Below are 17,745 nucleotides of genomic sequence, written 5' to 3' on the forward strand. Positions count from 1 at the left end.
TTGTGGCTCATCGCTTGGAGCTGCGCTTACGCCCCAAATACTTGGTCAACCCCTGGAACCAGATCACCAGCGCCGGGTTGCCCTTGATCTGGATCGACTTGTCCTGAATCCCCGTCATGAACGCCAATTGCTTGTTCTTCGCCTGCATCGTGGCGAAGCCGTAGGCGGCATCCTTGAACGCGATGGCAAACGCCGGCGCCGGGTGGACACCCGAGCGGCTGGTGATGCGTTGGTCTTTGACGATGAAGTGACGGGCAACCTTGCCGTCGAGGGTCTGCAACTGGAAAGCGAGGTCTTTGTCACCCAGCTGTTGCTGGAAGGCAGGATTGGTGCGGCTGGCTTTGCCCATCATCAGGCCCAGCACCCACAGGAGAAGACGAAATTTCATGCACACGGCCTCGGTGTAATTATTGAGTGGCCGCAGCAGTTTAACGAATTGCAAAAAGAACGCTACCGATCTTGCGCATTAGCGGAAGATCGGCTGGCGTTTGACGCTTATAGCAGCATGTTACTTAAACGTTAGGGCAAGGCACCGGTGCCCAGTCGGCCAGGTTTGGATCGCGGCAAGTGCCTTCGATCTGCGCTTTACCGGCGCTGGCGACCTTCTTGCTTTCATCTTGCTTGGTCTGGGCGGTCTGGAAAGTTTTCTCGGTGCTCACCGCTTCTGTTGGTACGGTTGGAAGAGGCGGCTTTTTCGGCGGTTTGCTGCCTGTACCTTTTTTCTTGCCTGGCGTCACAACGGGTGTAGTGTCGGCCTTGGCCACGGTGACCACGTCGGCACGCTGTACGCCAACCTGCTGCAGGTCTTTCTCGTAGGCCTGGGTGTAGTTGTTCAGGTCTTCGGCGGCTTTGCCGTTGACCGCAACGATCAGGTCATTGGATTCCTTCAGGCCCGAGACGATTTCCGCCAGGCGCTTGCGGCCTTCGGTGTCGTTGACGGTCTTGGCTTTGCGATCAGTCACCAACTTGGTGAATGCGCTCTGGTAGCACTGCTGGGACGCCCTGGCGTACGCGGTGCTGCGGTCGATGTCAGAGGCGCTTTTGTTCACGTCAGCCGCATACGAGGCAATGCGCTGGTTGTCATCGGCGATCTGCTTCTGACGCTCGGTGTAGTAACCCGCTGCGCCGCCGGCCAGGGCCCCGCCCGCTGCGCCAATGGCGGCGTTACGGCCACGCTTTTCCTTGTCGCCGGTCAGGGCGCCCAGCAATGCACCGCCGGCCGCGCCGATGGCTGCACCGGTGACAACCGACTTGGTCATGTTCGAGTCGGTGGCGCGCAAGTGCTGCACTGGCTCGTAGCAGTTGGGGTAGTACTCGACCTTGGTGCTGGACGCGACCTTGGAAGCCGGCGACGTGGCGCAGCCTGTCAACACGGTGCTGAAGCCAGCGGCAATCAGCAGCAAGTGACGCTTGGAAACCGCCTTACGGGAAAAAAGCATAAGTAGTGTTCTCTTCTAAGTTTGACTTGCCCAGCACGGCCACTGCCGCCTGAGTCCCTTCCAAGCTCGCCATACAGCCAGCGATCAGCGCTGACCGCTCGCTGCGAGCAATTCCTTCAAGATCGTCGCCGGGTCGGCCCGCTGTTGTTTGCGGTAGTTGCCAACATGGCGAACGAACAGTGTTGCGCGCGTCACCAGGCTTTTGCCGAGCACTGGCTTGCGATCCAACTCTTCCTTGATACGTTGAAACTGTGCCTGGATCACCGCATCGGTATAACGCGTGCCAGTGGCCAGGTTGTCGATATAGATCGCCACCGCGCCATCGAGGGCGCTGCGCCCGTTCTCGATGGCCGTGGCAAATAGCGTTGCGCTGGCCTCGTCCTTATTGTCCAGGGCCTGTTGGCGACTCTTCTGCAGGTTGGCCAGGCGGATGTTGTAGTTGCTGATGGTCTCGGCCACCAACGCGGCCGACTGAATCAGGTTGCCCGCCGCCTCTTCGCGTTGCTGGGCGATCAGCGAGACATTGCGCTTGAGCTCTTCATTGACCAGCCCCAACTCAGCCTGCAGCTTGGGGTCGACGCTGGCGGCGATGATGCTGTCCAGGCGCTTGGTCGGGTCCTGGGCGTCGTCGATGGCGTCGGTCAGCGAGGCCAGGCGGCCCTCTTTCTGCCACTGCGCAAACAGCTCCTTGTAACGCGAGCGCGGTGCCGACAACGCACCAATCGCCACGCGGAAACCGGTGGTCTCATTGCTTTGCTCGGTGCCGTCGGCGGCGAACAGCGGGTATTCGCGGCGCATGCCGGTAAACAGCGTGCCCTCGCCTTCCAGGTAGTTGCCACCCTTGACCACAAAGCCGCCGTAAGTGCCCTGGCGGCGGCCGGCATGCACCAGTTGGAAGGATTCCTGGACCATTTCCGCGGCGTTGCCGATCACGTCGAACATGCCGATCGGGTTCGGCAACTTAGTGCCGATAGGCATCAGGCGCGCGGCCTGGCCGGTGCCGCCTGCGACTTGGTTGAACACCGCGTAATCACCCAGCGGGCCGTCGCTATCGCTGCCTTCGACACGGCGTGGAAACAGGCGCCCTTCGAGGTCCTGACGGCTCACCGCCTGGCCCCCACGCGCGGCGAACTCCCATTCCACTTCGGTGGGCAGGCGTACAAAACCCAGGCCACCGTCTTCTGCCGACGAACCGCGACCACTCACCGGCAGCAAGTCGCGGTGGTATTTCATCAGCCAGGCGCTGTACACCGCCGAAAAGCGCTCAGCCTCGAAGCGCGACAGCTTCACCTTGGGCAAACGCCCGGCCATGCCGGTGGGTGCATCGCACGCCGGCGCCGGTTCGCCACTGGCCAGCGACTGCGCCTGGGCCATCACCTGGGCGTACTGGCGTGCGGTCACTTCGTACTTGCCGATGAAGTACAGCATGGGCTTGAGCGGGGTCTTGGCGTCGGTCTTCGGCATCAAGGGCGCGATGACTTTGTTCCAATCTTTCGGCAAGTCCTTGAGGGTGAACTGGCCGTTGATAAAGTCGCGGCGATAGCCGGAAATAAACGACTGCTGATAACCCGCCTCGCCTTCGGCGAAGGGGTAGCCGAGGCTGATCTCGCGGTCATCCAGAGTCCCTTGGGCCAACACGTAGGCGTAGCGGAACACCATATTGCCTTCGCACGGCAGCGGCAGGCTGACGTCATCGGGCAACGGCTTGGGGTTGTCGAGCTTGTCACTTGCCTCATCAGCCCAGGCCATCGAGGCCAGGCTCAGCGCCACAACGGCGCCCAGTAACTTATACATCTCTGATTCCTTCAGAAGCCTGGATACGCGCCACTCGCCAACCACCACAGGCGGCCGCCACGGCGCTGACGCCAAGGACTGCAACCAGGGCCAGGCCATAGTGACGCGCCAGCAGGTGGCTGGCGTGTTCGCCCGGCACCTGCACGAATAATTTATTCAAACCCGCTTCGGCCAGGCCATACAGCCCGGCACTGAGCAAGGCGGCAAACCCTGCGCTGTACAGCGCTTGCAGCACCACAAACAGCAACAGCGCGCCGGTGGAAAACCCCAACAGGCGCAACACCGACAACTCTCGACGCTTGCGCGCCACAGCCGCCAACGCCCCGGCGAAGATCGCCGCAAACGCGCCCGCCAAGGCCAGCCCGGCGATGATCCAGAACACAATCGACAGGTTGCGGCTCAGCGACTGCACCTGCGCGATGGTCTGGGCCTGAGTCGATACCAACAGAGTCTGCCCGGCGAAAAACACCCGCAACGGCTCCACATCGCTGAGGCTGCGCGCATACAAGCGAAACGCCGGATACACCCGCTGGTCGCTCACAGCGACCTCATCACCCGCCCAACCCAACGCCGGCACCGCACGGCCATCGCGGTAATCTTCCGCCGCTTCCAGCAATCTCAAATCGGCAAACAACCCATCCCGAGCGAAGGCTTCCAGCGGCAGCACCGCCAGTACCTGCAAGCGCGTGCGCTGGGCTTCCACGCGTCCGGCCACTTGCCGCGCAAAGCTGGTCTCCAGCCAATCCCCCGGCCGCGCCGCAAGCTTCTCGGCAGCGGTGTGGCTCAGCACGATCTGGTCCAGACCCTTGGGCATCGGCAGGCCGTTGAGCAACGGGTCACCCGCCGCCGTCGGCAACATTTCCAGGGTCAGCGTGCCCACCTGCGCCGTCGCCGCAATCTGCCGCGTGCGCGGTAAGGCGAACGCCACATCGCTGCGCTGGCCGAGCTGTTCGACAAATGCGCTGCTGAATCGACCACCGCCCAACGGAATAATTTCACGGGTGGCCGGATCGGTCTCCAAACGTTCGGTCAAACTGCTAACCAGTCCAAATTTCAGGCCGAATAACACCAGCAACGGCGCGATCACCGCCACCAGCGCCAACACCGAACAGGCCGACAGCCAGGCATCGTTGCGGTAATCCTGCCAGGCCAGGGACGCCACCAGGGGGATGCGCATCAGCACGCCTCCCCGAGGGTCGCGGTGACGCCGCCGTCGGTGTCGCGCCGACAGCTGATGCGCCGCACCTGCAAGCCACTGGCACGGGCCAGGGGTTCGTCATGGGTGGCGATCACACAGGCGGCGCGGTGCTCGAGGGCCTGGGCCAGCAGGGCCTGCATCACGCGCTCGGCATTCAGCGGGTCAAGGGACGCGGTCGGCTCATCGGCCAGCACCAGTTGCGGTGCATGGGCCAGGGCGCGGGCGCAGCTCACACGTTGGCGCTGGCCCACCGACAACGCGGCCGGCTTCTTGGCCAACTGGTCGCTGATCTCCAGCTGTTCAGCCAGGCGCGTCACGCTGCCATCATCCCTCAAGCCCAGCAGTTGCCGGGACAGCGCGATATTGCTGCGCACATCCAGAAAGCCCAGCAGCCCACCGGTTTGCAGCACATAGCCCAAGTACTGGCTGCGCAGCGCAGCCAGGCTGGATTGCTGATCGGCGCGCCACAGTCCGCCAATGTCCTGCCGGTTGAATTCGAACCGACCCACCTGATCCGGCGCCAGTACCAGCGCCAACAGATCCAGCAAAGTGCTCTTGCCGCACCCGCTCGGCCCGACAATCGCCAACTGCTCCCCGGCACGCAGGTGCAGCGCCGGGATCACCAGGCTGTAACGCTGGCTGCCGACACCCCGGCTCTTGTGCACTGCGCTCAGGTTCAGCATTACGGCAGTGTCGACAACGGCACGCGGTACAACGCATCGCCCGGTTCGGCATCGCCGAAACGGACCCAGTTGGCCACGTCATTGTGGAAGGTTTCGTAGAGGCGGATTTTCGAATCCAGCTCGTCGATAAAGTCTTCCTGCTCGGCCACGCTCAACGACAACCACAGGTCCTGGGTCATGTTCAGCGACTTGCTGCGGTACGGCAGGCCTTCCAGGTATTCGCCGAGAATGCCGCCGTCGGCCAGGTTGCCGCCCTTGCGCAGGGCCTGCGGGTCGCGGCTCATGTAGGCCGAGGCGCTGGCGATTTCCTGGAAGAAATCCTTGGGCGAGGTCTGGGTCTTGCGCGCCGCATCGACGATCAGTTTCAGCGACTGTTGCAGGTCGTTGAGCTGCAATTTGGTCAGCATCACGCACACCTGGAACGCCGGCAGCGCGGGGTTGGTCAGGTCGCGGTCGGCGGTCCAGGCGCTGACCAGCTGCGGCGCCTGGCTCGCGCCCTTGCGACCGAGGAAATCCATGTGCATCGCATAACCGACCGCTGCGGATTTGTCCGCCAGGCTCGGCGCGGCACTCAACAACGGCACCGGTTGCGGAGTGTTGCTGCGCACCTGATGCACGAGGTTGGCGAACACGCTGCCGATCTCGTCGACGCGCTCGCCCAGCTTGCGTACATCGCCACCCGGAACCGCTGTGTACAGGTCGCCGATCTGCGGGTTGGCGTCGGCCGTAAGGATGCGGTATTGGCTCTCGGCGCCGGCGTGGGTTTTCTTGCCGGCGTCGGTGCGCAGGTGCAGCGCGTAGATCTTGATCTGCTTGCCCAACGCGGCCTGGCGCACTTCGGCTTCGTTCATCTGGGTGGCGGCAAACGGGTCGTTCTTGCGCAAGGCACCGGCGTCGGTGACCAGCAGGATGATACGCCCGCCATAGCCGGACCAGTCCATGCCGTCCACGGCCTGCATCACCCCGGCAAACGCATCTTCGTTGAAGGAGTGGCTGGACACGGTAGACGCCTTCACCTGGCGCGCCATGTCGAGGAAGCGTTGCGGGTCGCGGCCCTGGTCGAGGCTGATCAGGGTCTTGGCCACGTATTCCAGGCCAGGGGTTTTCTTGATGCTGCTACGGAAACCGACCATGCCGAAGCTGACACTGTCCAACTCGCCACGCTCGGCGATACGGGTTTGCAGCTCGTGCACTACATCGCGAATCTGGTCGATATAGGGCTGCATCGATACGGTGGTGTCGACCACCAGCACCACCGCCGTGCGGAAGGCGTCGGCATTCGCGTTGATCACCGGCGTCGCGGGCTTGGCCGCCGCGTTACTGCCTGGGTCGATGGAGGCGATGTTAAGCAACTGCACCGGCTGGCCGTTTTCGTCGAAGCTCTCCTTGGCGTCGAAAATCGGCAGCAGGTAGAACTGGTTCTGCGGCACCGCGCTGGCGGACGGCTCCAGGGCCAGCACCTGGCCGTTGTCTTCGCGGTTCTTCTGCGCCTTGGCCAGCACACCTTTGGCGGCGACAGGGTCAGCCAGCAGTTTTTCCACTTCAGCGGATTGGCGCAGGAACATCACCGGCGCCCGGCCAGAGCGTTCGGTGAATTTGAGCACGAGGCTCTGCTTCCAGTCGCTGACCTGGGCAGCCGGCAACCAGCCGTCACTGCGACCGTCGGTGGCGGCACCGACGCGCACCCACGGGCTGCCGTCGACGTCTTTGCGCTGGTACACATAAAGCACGGAGAACGCCGGCAGGGCCTTGCCCGGCGCGCTGCCGGCGTCATTCGACAGCTTGGCGCCGGGCTTGCTGAGGACGCGCTGGAACAGGGTCTTCTTACCGGCCATCAACAATGGACGTTGGCCGCCGTCCGCCTCAGGAGGCGTTGCCTGGGGCACTTCAACTACCGCCGCAGGTGGCTTGGCCTGAGGCACGACGGCAGCCGGCGGCTTGGCCGGTTCATCACTGCCGCTCAACCACCAGTAGCTGCCGCCACCAATGGCCAATGCGACGGCCACGGCTACGGCGGCCAGTGCCAACACCGGCCCACGCCGCTGCTCGGACACGGCGTTATGCCGGGGCGGCGTCACCACCGGTTGGCGCACCGGTTGCGGCTGGGGTTTATCGGTCGGGATGTCGATCGTGACCGGCGTCATGCCCGCCAGATCAAAACTCAGCGGAATCGGCAACGGCCGCACCAGCGTGGCCTCCGGCGAGTCCGTCGGCAGGTTATCCAGCGCCTGCAGCAGCGCCGCCGCATCCGGGAAACGCTCCGCCGGGTCCTTGGCCAACAGCTTGCGCAGCACGCCCTGATAACGGCCATGGTGCACCGGCAATTCCGGCAAGGGTTCGGTCAGATGCGCCAGCGCCGTGGACAGCGCATCGCTGCCGTTATACGGCAGCTTGCCGACGAGGATTTCATACAGCACCACGCCCAACGCATACAGGTCGGCACGGCCATCAATCTCCTGGCCCCGCGCCTGCTCCGGGCTCATGTAGCTCGGCGTGCCCACGGCAAAACCGGCCTGGGTGAACTGGGTGCGGTCGTCCAGGGACTTGGCGATACCGAAGTCCGACAGCACCGCCGTGCCATCGGCACGGAACAGGATGTTTGCCGGTTTGACGTCGCGGTGCACCAGCCCCTGGGCATGGGCATAGCCCAGCGCCGAGGCGATCTGACGGATCAGCGTGAGGCCCTGCTCCGGCGTCAGGCCGGCGGCGATGCGCTCCTTGAGCGTGCCGTTGGGCAGGTATTCCATGGCCATGTAATACAGCTCACCGACATTGCCGATGTCATGGATGGTCACCGTGTGCGGGTGCGACAGCCGCGCCAGGGTCTTGCCCTCGCGCAGGAAGCGCTCGCAGAAACTCGGGTCGGCCGCCAGCGCCGCCGCCATCACCTTCAACGCCACCTTGCGCTCCAGGGAGCGCTGGGTCGCCAGGTACACGCTGGCCATGGCGCCTTCGCCGATCTCGCCTTCGATGTCGTAGCCCGGAATCACAATGTTCATGCCGATACCTTCACGACGATGGCGGTGATGTTGTCCGGCGCGCCGCGGTTGAGCCCCAGGTGCACCAGGCTGCGCACGATTTCGTCCGGCGCGTTGTGGCTGAGCACTTCGCGGATTTCATGGTCTTCGACGGTTTTGTTCAGGCCATCGCTGCACAGCAGGTAGCTGTCGCCGGGGGCGATCAGCAGGTCGACCACTGCCAGCTCCAACTGGGCCTCCACGCCAATGGCGCGGGTGACGATATTGGCACGCGGGTGCACGCGGGCATCGGCTTCGCTGAGCAGGCCGCTGTCTTGCAGGTCCTGCACGTAGCTGTGGTCGCGCGAGATGCCTTCGAGCACGCCGTCGCGCAGGCGGTACAGGCGACTGTCGCCAGCCCACAGGCACACACCGCGCAAGCCGCGTGCAGCGAGCACCACCACCGTGCTGCCCATCATGGTCACGCCACGGTTGGCGGTTTCTTCACGCACGGCGGCGTTGATGCGGATCAGGTCATTGCGCAAGGCCGCCGAGTACTCGTCGAGGGAGCGCCCCATCGGCACGCTGCGCAGGCTGTCGACGATCAGGCTGCTGACGTAATCCCCCGCCGCATGCCCGCCCATGCCGTCGGCCACCACCCACAGGCGATTTTCCGGCAGGTCCAGGCACGCGTCTTCGTTGACCTGGCGGACCATGCCCACATGGCTTTTGCTCGCGGATTTGTACGTCGACCCCATCTACACCACACCTTCTTGTCCGAGCAAAAACTGCGCAAAATCGCCAGCGGCAGGCAGGCCCTGACACCGCAATAAACCAGGGGAAATCGTCTGTGAACCACGTCCCCACCACAGGCTCGCCCCGTCGCAGGCCTGTTCGGCGAGCGCGGTCATGCGCTGATGAGGCACGCTGGCCGCCACGCGTTGCAGACCGGCGAAACGGCTGTCGACCGCGCGCGGCTCTGTCGCCGGCAAGCCCAGGTCGTCGAGGCCAGCGTTGAAGCGTTCGAACGTGGCGCCGGCATCCAGGGTACTGAGCAACAGCTCTTCAGCCCGCTCGAACCAACTGTCCGGCCCGCCCACCAGAGACGCGGGGTTGATGTCGTGATCAAGCAAGGTGACCACCGCCAGCGGGAAATAGCGCCCGACCCGGTCAATGCTCGGCATCACCACGCCCGCCGCCGCGTCCGGCCCACACACGCCGGGCGCCAGCACAAAGCGCCACAGAGGGCTGACCAGGTACGCATTGAGCCAGCCGGCGCCCAGGCTGTTCTGGCTGGCAAGCAAACCCGCCGCCAGCCAGCTGTCCCACGGGCCGATAAAGCTCTGGGGCAAGGCGCGGCTGACGAAGTCACCGCGGCTCGCCAACTTGCCGTAGAAGCCCAGCGTCGTCATAGCCGCTCCGGCAGGCTGAAGCCGCTGAGCACGCGGCTCTTGAACGGGTTGAAGGCGCTGTTGGCGCGCAACTCGTAGGCGATGCTCGCACCGTCGACCCGCAGGCGCAGGTTGAAGCGGTCCGGCGAGTTACCGGCGGTGAGATCCGACTGTTCCAGCAAGCGGAACCAGGCCCACGGCCCGTCCAGGGTCACGCCCGAGCGGCCACTGGCCGACGGCGGCATGATCGAGATACGCACCACGCCAATGCTGCCGGGGTTCGGCCATTGCATCGCCACCGGGCGGCTTGGGCCATGGTCGTAGCTCAATTGCTGGCCGTCGAGGTCGAGCAGGAACTGGGTGATCGTCGGGTCCATCGACACCGGCTTGAGTTCGAAACGCACGATCGGCTGAGTGCCCCCGGAGCGGAAAAACGCATCACGGATCGTTGCGGCCCGCTGGAAGGTTTGCAGCACGCCCGGCGCAATCCCGAGCTTCTGCGCCGCACCCGGCTGCCAGCGCCAGGTCTGTGCCGACGTGTCCACATACGGCTGCAGGTATTTGCGGAAGTAGTTGTCCATCACCCCGCCCACGCCGAAGAACTGACCGAAATCATCCAGGGTCGCATCCCGCGCACTGCCCGGCGACATCGGGTAACGGCCGGCCAGGGACTGGCGGTACACATTGACCACTTCGCTGACCCACGCCGCGTTCAGTTGGTTACGCACCCCGCCCATCATGCTGTTGGTGGTGGAGTTGACCACCGACTTGACCATGCCCTGCACCAGCGGCGGCTGGCGCTCGGCATTCAGGCTGACCCGCGTGGCCGCAGCCGCCGCCTGGTTCTTCGCCTCGCCAAGCAAGGCATCGCCGCTGGCACCGACCATGGCGCTGACCTGCACATACAGCGCGTTCATGTCCGACAACAGGCCGTCAATGGCTGCCGGTTCGCCTTCGTTCTTGCTGACGATGCTGTTGAGTTCGGCAAAGTGCGCGGTCACCGGATCATCCGCCGCAGCCGGGGCATTGGCCGTCGGTTGCTCCTGGCCGAGCAGGCTGCCGAGACGCTCCTTGAGCTTGTCGACGCCACCTTCCACCGGCACGCCTTTGGCGGCCAATTGGCGCTCTTCAGCTTGCAGATCGGTTTCCTTGGCCACTGCCACCAGCAGCTTTTTCAGCGGCGAACTCGGGCCGGAAATCACCCGCAGCACGTCGGCCGCCTGGGCCACGCTGGTGATCGGCACAAAGTCGATGTCGGCGAGCAACGCATCCCACTGGCGCTGGTAGTCCTGGAAATACAGGCGACGCACGTCGGCGGCGAGGCTGACCACGTTCTGCTGATCGGCCTGCTCATGACCCAACACCCACTGCTCTTCAGCCAGAGTGCCGGTCTGGTTCAAGCTGCTCAGCAAAAACGCCTGGCGATAGCCCTTGGCGGTGAAAAAACCACTCAACGGCTCGCCCAACGGCTTGCCGCTTTTACGGCTGAACACCAGCGCGGCATCACGGCCAGCGGCTTCGTTGATACGGAAGTCCGGGATGCCTTCGGGCAGTTTCTGGCGTTTGACCCGGTCGTAGACGCGCTGGGCCACCGGCAGTTGTTGCAGCTGGCGACGCAGATCATCGATCAAGCGTGGGTCAAGGCGCGCACTCGGCGGATGGCGTTCGAACAACGCCTGCAAGTGCCCGCTCAACGCCTGGCGCTGATCGGCCGGCAGGTCCCGTGGCAGGTTGCGGTCCCAGTCGAGGGCGATCCAGGCCTTGATGAAGTCCGGGTCGTAATGCTCGCTGTCGGCGAGCATCAGGTAGGCCTTGAGGCCTTCGTAGAGGAAGTCGGAGTTGCCGCCACCGTGCAGTTGCTCCTCGATGCGCGTCACCAGGCGCGGCGCAAACACAGCGATCAACAGCTTGCGATAGACGCTGGCGGACTCGGCTTCGAGCATATCGCCCTGATACAGCCCCAGGCCCTCGGACCAGCTCGGCGAATCACCCGCGAGGTTCTTCACCGCATTGAGCAGCGGCAGCACCGCGAGCACTTCACGCTGCGCCGGGCTCAGGTTCTGTACGGTCTGGCCCAGCGGCGCGACCTTCTGGTCGACCTGGGCGATATACGCCTGGTTGGCGCGATAGCTCACCCACCACAGGCTGCTGACCACGATCACCAAGGCCACGGTGGCCGCGAGTACACCGCGTGCGATCCACTTGCGCCGGCGTTCGACTTTCGGGTTCACACCCACCAGTCCACGCTCGGCAAAAGCCACGGCGGTGAAGAGTTTTTCGATGAAGTAACTGCGCCCGGTGCCGCTTTGGCGCGCCAGGTGCTGGCGGTCCAGGTTCATGCTCTGGGCCATGGCGCCGATCAGGCGGTCAATCGGACTGCCTTCCTGGGTGCCACTGGTGAAGTACACGCCGCGCAGCAACACGCGCTCTTCAAAGGCATTGGGTTTGAACACGCCTTCGAGGAAGCTTTGCAGGCAATCCTTCAATGCGCCGAACTGCTGCGGGAAGCCGTAGATCAGGTCGCGCCGCGCCGGGTCGCGCTCCTGTTGCAGGCGCTCCACCAGACGCTCGTTGAGGCGCTGCTCCAGACCGGCGAATTCGCTTTGCAGGTGCGCCAGCGGGCTGTCGCTGTTCTTGCCGTCATCGAGGGCAAAGGTCATGCCCCACACCTGGGCGCGTTCTTCCTTGCTCAGGTTGTCGAAGAACTCCATGAAGCCCGGCACCAGGTCGAGCTTGGTCAGCATCAGGTAGATCGGGAAGCGCACGCCCAACTGGGTGTACAGCTCCTGGATACGCAGGCGGATCGCCGCCGCGTGGGCCGCGCGTTCGGCATCGGTGCCCAGCAGCAGATCCGACAGGCTGATGGCGATAAAGGCGCCATCGATCGGGCGGCGCGAGCGCTGCTTTTTCAGCAGGTCGAGAAAGCCCAGCCACGCAGCCTTATCCACCGTCGAGTTGCTGTCCTGGGTGGTATAGCGGCCGGCGGTGTCGAGCAGTACGGCCTGGTCGGTAAACCACCAGTCGCAGTTGCGCGTACCGCCGACGCCGCGCACCGCACCGGCGCCCAACTGGGCCGCCAACGGAAAGTGCAGCCCGGAGTTGACCAGCGCCGTGGTCTTGCCCGAACCCGGCGGGCCGATGATCACGTACCACGGCAGCTCGTAGAGGTTGCGGCGTTCGTCGCCACCGAGCTTGGCCTTTTTCAGCAGCGCCAGGGCTTCGTCCATGCGCTGGCGCAGGGTGGTGAGCTCTTCGGCGGTGGCCACGCTGTTGGGGTCGGCCGGGGTTTCGGCAGCCAGGCTGCGCATCACTTCGGCCGCCTGGCGCCGCGCCTGGATAATGCGGAACACGCGGTAAGCGATCCACACCGCGAACACCAGGATGATCAGCGCCCAGCGCCGGCCTTCCGGCACCAGCACATCGAGCAACGGCCCCACAAACCAGATGATCAGGCTCAGGGCAATCAGGCCCAGCACGGGGATCACCCAGCGAATCATGAAACTGAAAAACGCCTTCACTCGACGCCCTCCGCCAATACGGTGATTTCAACCCGACGATTGCGGGCACGGCCTTCGGCAGTCGTGTTGGTCGCCAACGGCTCGGTGTCACTCCTGCCCTCGGCACTGAAGCGATCGGCCTGGCCGGTCTTGGCCGCGAGGATCTCCAACACCGACTTGGCCCGCGCTTCGGACAAGGCCCAGTTGGATGGGAACCTCAGCGTGGCAATCGGGCGGTTGTCACTGTGCCCGGTGACGCGCACCTGGCCCTTGACCTTGCGGATGGCGTCGGCGATGCGCAGCATCAGCGGCTGGTAGTCATCGACGATGCTGGAGCTGGCGGACGCAAACAGCTCATCGCCTCGAATGGTGACGACAGAGCGGTCGACCTTGTCTTCCACCGCGACGCGACCGGCCTTGATGTCTTCCGCCAGGAAGCCGGCCAGACGCGGACGCTCGATCACTTTGGGCTGCGCCACGGGACGGTCGATGGCCTGCACCGGGATCTCGCCCAGTGCATGGATATTTTTGAACACCGGCTCCGCCTGCGACGCCAGGAGCATGCGCAAGGTGAACAACAACGCCAGCAGCAGCGCCAGGCCAATCGCCACGGCGATCCACGGCGGCATGAACTGCGCCAGCCGATCACGCGCCACGGTGACGCCACGCCAATGCGGCGACAGCTCGCGCTCGTGGTCACCGCGAGCACTGCGAATCGCCGCCGCCGTGCGCTCACGCAAGGCTTCCAATTGGCTGCGACCGTCGTTCATCACGCGGTAGCGGCCTTCGAAACCCAGGCACATGCACAGGTACAACAGCTCCAGCAGGTACAGGCGCTCACGTGGGCTTTGCAGGCAGTGGTCAAGCAACTGGAAGACTTTTTCGCCCCCCCAGGCTTCGTTGTGCACGGTGATCAACAAGCTCTGCTTGCCCCAATCGCTGGTGCTGCCCCACGGCGTGCTCAACACCGCCTCATCGAGGGCGGTGCACAGTGCGTAACGCGCCAGCAGCACTTCGTTGCGTGCCACGCCAGCGGCTTCGGCGCGCTCTTCGAACTGGCGCAGGTAGGCCAGCAACTGCGCGCGCAGGCTGGCCGGCGCCGGGTGCGCGATGGTCTTGCGCAGGCGCGTCAGCAGCGCCAGCAGCGGGCCGGCGGCACTTTCCAGCGGGTTCAGGCCCTGGCTTTTGCCGGTGAGGATCGGCGCGGCCGGCATCGACAGCGGGGCCGGTTCGGCACGTGCGGGTTCCGGCGCACGGCCACCCGGGCGCGGCATGAACTGGGTGCGGTCGTCATCATTGGGATGCATCGCGGATTATCCTCGGATCGCCCAGAAGGCCAGGTTCAAGCCCGGGAACTGCCCGGCGATGTGGAAGGCAAAACCACCGGAATTGCTCAACTGTTGCCAGTGCTCGCTGCCCCGATCCAGCTCGTAGTAGGTCGAGCCTGCGTGGTACGGCAATTGGCGCGGCGCCACCGGCAACGGTACCAGGCCGATACCCGGCAGTTGCAGGTTGACCATGTCGCGGATGTGCTCCACCGCGCCCACCTTGCTCTGCTGGCCGAAGCGCCCGCGCAGGGTTTCGCCGGGCACGTCGGCGCGTACCACCAGAATGAAACTGGCATTGTCGAGCAGGGTCTTGTCCGCCAGCATCGCCACGTGGATGCCATAGGCTTTTTCCACAATGGGAATCGGCGTGGCCTTGCTGTCGATCAGCATCGACAGCGCCTCACGCAACGCAGCCATCACTGGAGCGAAACTCAGGGCCAGGTCGTCGTGCTGATATTGCGGGTATTCCTGGGGGCGACGGCCAGAGGTGGAGAAAGTCGAGAACTCACCGGCCAGGCTGACCAGTTCGCTGAAGAAGCGCTCCGGGTGCAGCGGGCTCAACTGGCTGAAATGCTGGATCAGCGGCTGGGCGCGGTTGACCAGTTGCAGCAGCATGAAGTCGGCGATCTCCGACGCGCCCCCCGCACCCGAGGCAACCACGCGGCCGGCCAGGGCTTCGCCGCGCTGGTGCAACAGGCCGAGCAGTTCACTGCGAAACGCGCTCAACGGTTTGCTGGCGGCCACATCGAGGACTGGCGGGATGTAGCTGTCGTCGAGGACCAGCGCACGGTCGGCGCGCTTTTCCTTGATGCGCACCAGGCCCACGGCGGCATAGTCGCTGATGCCATCCTGGGCGGTCAGCAAGCGCAGGGCCCGGGCCCCCACGGCCACCGGCGCGCGGTTTTCGAACGGGGCGTTGTCATCGCGCACTTCGCGCACCTGGCTCACGTAACGCGCGGCTTCCAGGGCTTCGCCTTCATCCACGGTGTCGCGGGCACCCGCACGTTTGAGGGGCAAGGCCAGGTAGACCAGGCCATCGCGCAGGTTGTCGTCGATGTTCAGCGGGCTGGGCGCCAGGTCATCCTGGGGGATATTGAACGGCGTACCGTCGGGCAACAGGCCGCGCGCCGAGACGATGGCCAGCTTGCCCTGGGCCAACAGGCCCTGGTCGATCAGCAACTCGGAAAACCCCCAGGCGCCGGCGGACAACGGGCGACTGCGGGCGTCGATCAGGTTTTCCAGGTAACGGTCATGCTGCTGGAAGTGCTGCGTTCCGATGAACATGCCTTCCGACCAGACCACGCGATTGTTCCAGGACATGGGGGCTCCGATTGCTTCTTATTGGGCAGGGCTGGATGGGGTGACCACGACGTCAGCGCGCACGGCACGCACATCGAGGCTGATCTGGTATTCGGTGTATTGGCGCGCCGGCACGTTGATCACCGTGCGCCATTGCGCGCGGTCCAACTCGCGATAACCCACCAGCAAGCCGATCTGGCGCGTGGAGGGGTCGAGGTCGCGCTGGATGCTCAGTTGCTGGCCGGGTTGCACCATGACTTCGTCCTGGTCCAGCAGGTCCAGGCCGAGGGTCGATTGCGCACGGTCGGCCAGGGCGAAGTAGTCGGAACGGGCGAAGGTGGCGGCGTTCTTCAGTTCGAAAATGCGCACCCGCACCGGGGCGGCCTGGCCGTTGGCGCCGGGGTTAAGCCCGGCAATGGCGTGGAAATGCAACTCGACGGCGGCGGTGTCCGCTTCAGCCTCAGCGGCTGTTTCGGGTTTGACCGCGTCCTTGGCACACGCGGTCAGCAGCAGTGCGGTGGCGACTGCGAGTAGAAATCTGGGAATCATCCTGCGTCCTCAATGACGTACTTATCTATCCGTTAATCCATGTGTTGCGTGTCAACGACGCTGTCGTGCGCTGTGTTCTTCGTAGGCCCGGCTGAATTCGCGGCCGAACAGGTCCTGGAAATCTTCCTGGGCCTCGCGGGAAATATTGCTGTAGAGCTCGGTGAACTGCTGCCAGTACTGGGCCTGGCGCGAGCCCGCGAACAGGTTCGACAGCCCGCCGGGCTTGCCCATGCGCTCTTCCAGTTGTGCCGGTTCAAAGCGCGTGAGCAGGTGCTTGATCGCCGCTTCCACGCCGGCCATCACCGCCAGCTGGTGGGCGCGCAGGTCATCAAAACTGTCGCGCACGGCAATGTCCGGCGCCATAAACGCTTGGTTGCCGTGGCGAAGCAGCAGCAGTAATGCTTCGTCGGCATTCGGTGCGAATTTCAACGGATTGTTTTCGGCAGGCTGGATCATCGTCTGCTGCATGCGGAACTCACCCTTGAGGCTGGCGCGGGCACGCAACACGTCGATCAGGCCTTCGACCATCAGGCGATAGCTGCGGCCGATGTTTTCCATTTGCGCCTCGGCCTGGGCTTTGTCCAGTCGCAGCTGGTCCAGGCCGGCACCGCGCAGGAAGGCTTGCAAGAGGTCGGGTTGTTGACTGTCTGCCACGGGGAGCGCTGGCTCGACCACGGGTGTCGGCTGGATGATCGGTGCGGGTGGCGGTGCACTGGCAAGGGGCGCCGGCGTGTCGCCAAACAGGTCCCAGTCTTCGGGGATCACCGAGCCCGAGGCCACGGGCGTCTCGATCACGGGCACAGGCACCGGGGTCGGCGGGCGGAAGTCGTGTTGTTCGCTGGGGACGTGGTCGGCCACAGTGGGCGGCGGCACGGCGGTGGGGCTGAGGAAGTCGAACAGGTCCGGCAGCGTGTCCATCGACGAGGCGCCCTGGAACTGCGGGGCGATCACCGGCGTTGGCGCGGGCTTGCTCACCACGGCGCCCATCAAGGCTTCAAAGCTGTTCGGCGAATCACCGGCGAAGGGCTGGCTGTCGATGGGCTGCACGTTGAAGTCGATACGCGCCTGGATCTCGTAATCGCCGATGCGGATCAGCTCGCCATCTTGCAACAGCTCGCTATTACCCCTGCGCAAACGGATTCCGGCGTTAACTAATTCCACACCGTTTGTACTGTTATCAGTTAAATAATAACGGCCATCTTTATATTGAATAACGCAGTGTTGCGAAGACACCAACCGCTCAGGATCAGGCAATACCCAGTCATTATCCGAGCTACGGCCGATAGCCATCGAGCCCTGGTTCATGGACTTTTCCGAGCATTGCCCGGGGGTAATCTTGTGATAACTAGTGATAGTCAAACACAGCGACATCTTGCCTCCTTGCTGATACTTCGCGCGCAGTCGACCCCAGGGACAGCGATTCCCGGGAGATCCCCATCTGGTCGTGCAATCGACCGTCCAAAACCTGCTGATGCCAGCATGATCGCTGATCTTAACTGGGCTCCATGACAAAAATCCTATGCCGGTACGTCGTTCGACCCACCAGTCGCGCAGGTTGTTAAGCACCGCACATCTGTCACAGAGGGCGAATAGCTTACCTTGACAAGGCC

General features: G+C 64.2%; 13 protein-coding genes. All 13 read right to left on the reverse strand.

Annotated features, from left to right (window positions below; all coding sequences use genetic code 11):
- Positions 1 to 7: 7 nt before the first annotated feature.
- The 13 genes from AB1462_RS08725 to tagH all read right to left on the reverse strand — a co-directional run bounded on the left by AB1462_RS08725 (position 8) and on the right by tagH (position 17,506).
- Positions 8 to 388: a helicase gene (locus AB1462_RS08725; RefSeq protein WP_065948786.1), complete on the reverse strand. Its 381-nt coding sequence runs from the start codon at positions 386 to 388 to the stop codon at positions 8 to 10.
- Positions 389 to 512: 124 nt separating this feature from the next.
- Entirely contained in the window at positions 513 to 1,439 is a 927-nt protein-coding gene (gene tagQ, locus AB1462_RS08730) for a type VI secretion system-associated lipoprotein TagQ (RefSeq protein ID WP_090401426.1), read from the reverse strand.
- Between the two features lie 84 nt (positions 1,440 to 1,523).
- On the reverse strand, positions 1,524 to 3,233 hold the full coding sequence (locus AB1462_RS08735; RefSeq protein WP_090401425.1) for an SUMF1/EgtB/PvdO family nonheme iron enzyme: 1,710 nt from the start codon (positions 3,231 to 3,233) through the stop codon (positions 1,524 to 1,526).
- Positions 3,226 to 4,410: an ABC transporter permease gene (locus AB1462_RS08740; RefSeq protein ID WP_315335377.1), complete on the reverse strand. Its 1,185-nt coding sequence runs from the start codon at positions 4,408 to 4,410 to the stop codon at positions 3,226 to 3,228. Before AB1462_RS08740 ends, AB1462_RS08735 begins: the two co-directional genes overlap by 8 nt.
- Entirely contained in the window at positions 4,410 to 5,114 is a 705-nt protein-coding gene (locus AB1462_RS08745) for an ABC transporter ATP-binding protein (protein ID WP_315335378.1), read from the reverse strand. Before AB1462_RS08745 ends, AB1462_RS08740 begins: the two co-directional genes overlap by 1 nt.
- Positions 5,114 to 8,113 (reverse strand): serine/threonine-protein kinase, encoded by a 3,000-nt coding sequence (locus AB1462_RS08750; RefSeq protein WP_367246583.1) that lies wholly within the window; start codon positions 8,111 to 8,113, stop codon positions 5,114 to 5,116. Before AB1462_RS08750 ends, AB1462_RS08745 begins: the two co-directional genes overlap by 1 nt.
- The gene (locus AB1462_RS08755) at positions 8,110 to 8,829 is read right to left on the reverse strand and encodes a PP2C family serine/threonine-protein phosphatase (protein ID WP_090401421.1); all 720 of its coding nucleotides are present in this window, start codon (positions 8,827 to 8,829) and stop codon (positions 8,110 to 8,112) included. Before AB1462_RS08755 ends, AB1462_RS08750 begins: the two co-directional genes overlap by 4 nt.
- Entirely contained in the window at positions 8,830 to 9,483 is a 654-nt protein-coding gene (gene tagF / locus AB1462_RS08760; protein ID WP_367246584.1) for a type VI secretion system-associated protein TagF, read from the reverse strand. It abuts the gene before it with no gap.
- Entirely contained in the window at positions 9,480 to 12,980 is a 3,501-nt protein-coding gene (tssM, locus tag AB1462_RS08765) for a type VI secretion system membrane subunit TssM (protein ID WP_367246585.1), read from the reverse strand. The genes tagF and tssM overlap by 4 nt, the downstream gene beginning before the upstream one ends.
- Positions 12,977 to 14,266 (reverse strand): DotU family type VI secretion system protein, encoded by a 1,290-nt coding sequence (locus tag AB1462_RS08770; protein ID WP_090401418.1) that lies wholly within the window; start codon positions 14,264 to 14,266, stop codon positions 12,977 to 12,979. The genes tssM and AB1462_RS08770 overlap by 4 nt, the downstream gene beginning before the upstream one ends.
- Positions 14,267 to 14,272: 6 nt before the next feature.
- Positions 14,273 to 15,607 carry a type VI secretion system baseplate subunit TssK gene (gene tssK / locus AB1462_RS08775; protein ID WP_367246586.1) on the reverse strand — a complete coding sequence of 445 codons (1,335 nt, stop codon included), beginning with the start codon at positions 15,605 to 15,607 and terminating at the stop codon, positions 14,273 to 14,275.
- An 18-nt stretch (positions 15,608 to 15,625) separates the two neighbouring features.
- Positions 15,626 to 16,135, reverse strand: coding sequence for a type VI secretion system lipoprotein TssJ (tssJ, locus tag AB1462_RS08780; RefSeq protein WP_090401416.1), 510 nt, complete (start codon positions 16,133 to 16,135; stop codon positions 15,626 to 15,628).
- A 51-nt stretch (positions 16,136 to 16,186) separates the two neighbouring features.
- Positions 16,187 to 17,506, reverse strand: coding sequence for a type VI secretion system-associated FHA domain protein TagH (gene tagH / locus AB1462_RS08785; protein ID WP_367246587.1), 1,320 nt, complete (start codon positions 17,504 to 17,506; stop codon positions 16,187 to 16,189).
- Between the last annotated feature and the right edge of the window lie 239 nt (positions 17,507 to 17,745).

It is taken from the genome of Pseudomonas sp. SB113, assembly GCF_040754745.1.
Classification (GTDB): Bacteria; Pseudomonadota; Gammaproteobacteria; order Pseudomonadales; family Pseudomonadaceae; genus Aquipseudomonas; species Aquipseudomonas grimontii.

Excerpts from the sequence above, each read along its gene's own strand:
- tssJ (WP_090401416.1), bottom strand. The coding sequence starts at position 16,135 with ATGATTCCCAGATTTCTACTCGCAGTCGCCACCGCACTGCTGCTGACC.
- AB1462_RS08725 (WP_065948786.1), bottom strand. The coding sequence starts at position 388 with ATGAAATTTCGTCTTCTCCTGTGGGTGCTGGGCCTGATGATGGGCAAA.
- AB1462_RS08735 (WP_090401425.1), bottom strand. The coding sequence starts at position 3,233 with ATGTATAAGTTACTGGGCGCCGTTGTGGCGCTGAGCCTGGCCTCGATG.
- AB1462_RS08755 (WP_090401421.1), bottom strand. The coding sequence starts at position 8,829 with ATGGGGTCGACGTACAAATCCGCGAGCAAAAGCCATGTGGGCATGGTC.
- AB1462_RS08770 (WP_090401418.1), bottom strand. The coding sequence starts at position 14,266 with ATGCATCCCAATGATGACGACCGCACCCAGTTCATGCCGCGCCCGGGT.
- tagQ (WP_090401426.1), bottom strand. The coding sequence starts at position 1,439 with ATGCTTTTTTCCCGTAAGGCGGTTTCCAAGCGTCACTTGCTGCTGATT.
- tssK (WP_367246586.1), bottom strand. The coding sequence starts at position 15,607 with ATGTCCTGGAACAATCGCGTGGTCTGGTCGGAAGGCATGTTCATCGGA.
- AB1462_RS08745 (WP_315335378.1), bottom strand. The coding sequence starts at position 5,114 with ATGCTGAACCTGAGCGCAGTGCACAAGAGCCGGGGTGTCGGCAGCCAG.
- AB1462_RS08740 (WP_315335377.1), bottom strand. The coding sequence starts at position 4,410 with ATGCGCATCCCCCTGGTGGCGTCCCTGGCCTGGCAGGATTACCGCAAC.
- tagH (WP_367246587.1), bottom strand. The coding sequence starts at position 17,506 with ATGTCGCTGTGTTTGACTATCACTAGTTATCACAAGATTACCCCCGGG.
- AB1462_RS08750 (WP_367246583.1), bottom strand. The coding sequence starts at position 8,113 with ATGAACATTGTGATTCCGGGCTACGACATCGAAGGCGAGATCGGCGAA.
- tagF (WP_367246584.1), bottom strand. The coding sequence starts at position 9,483 with ATGACGACGCTGGGCTTCTACGGCAAGTTGGCGAGCCGCGGTGACTTC.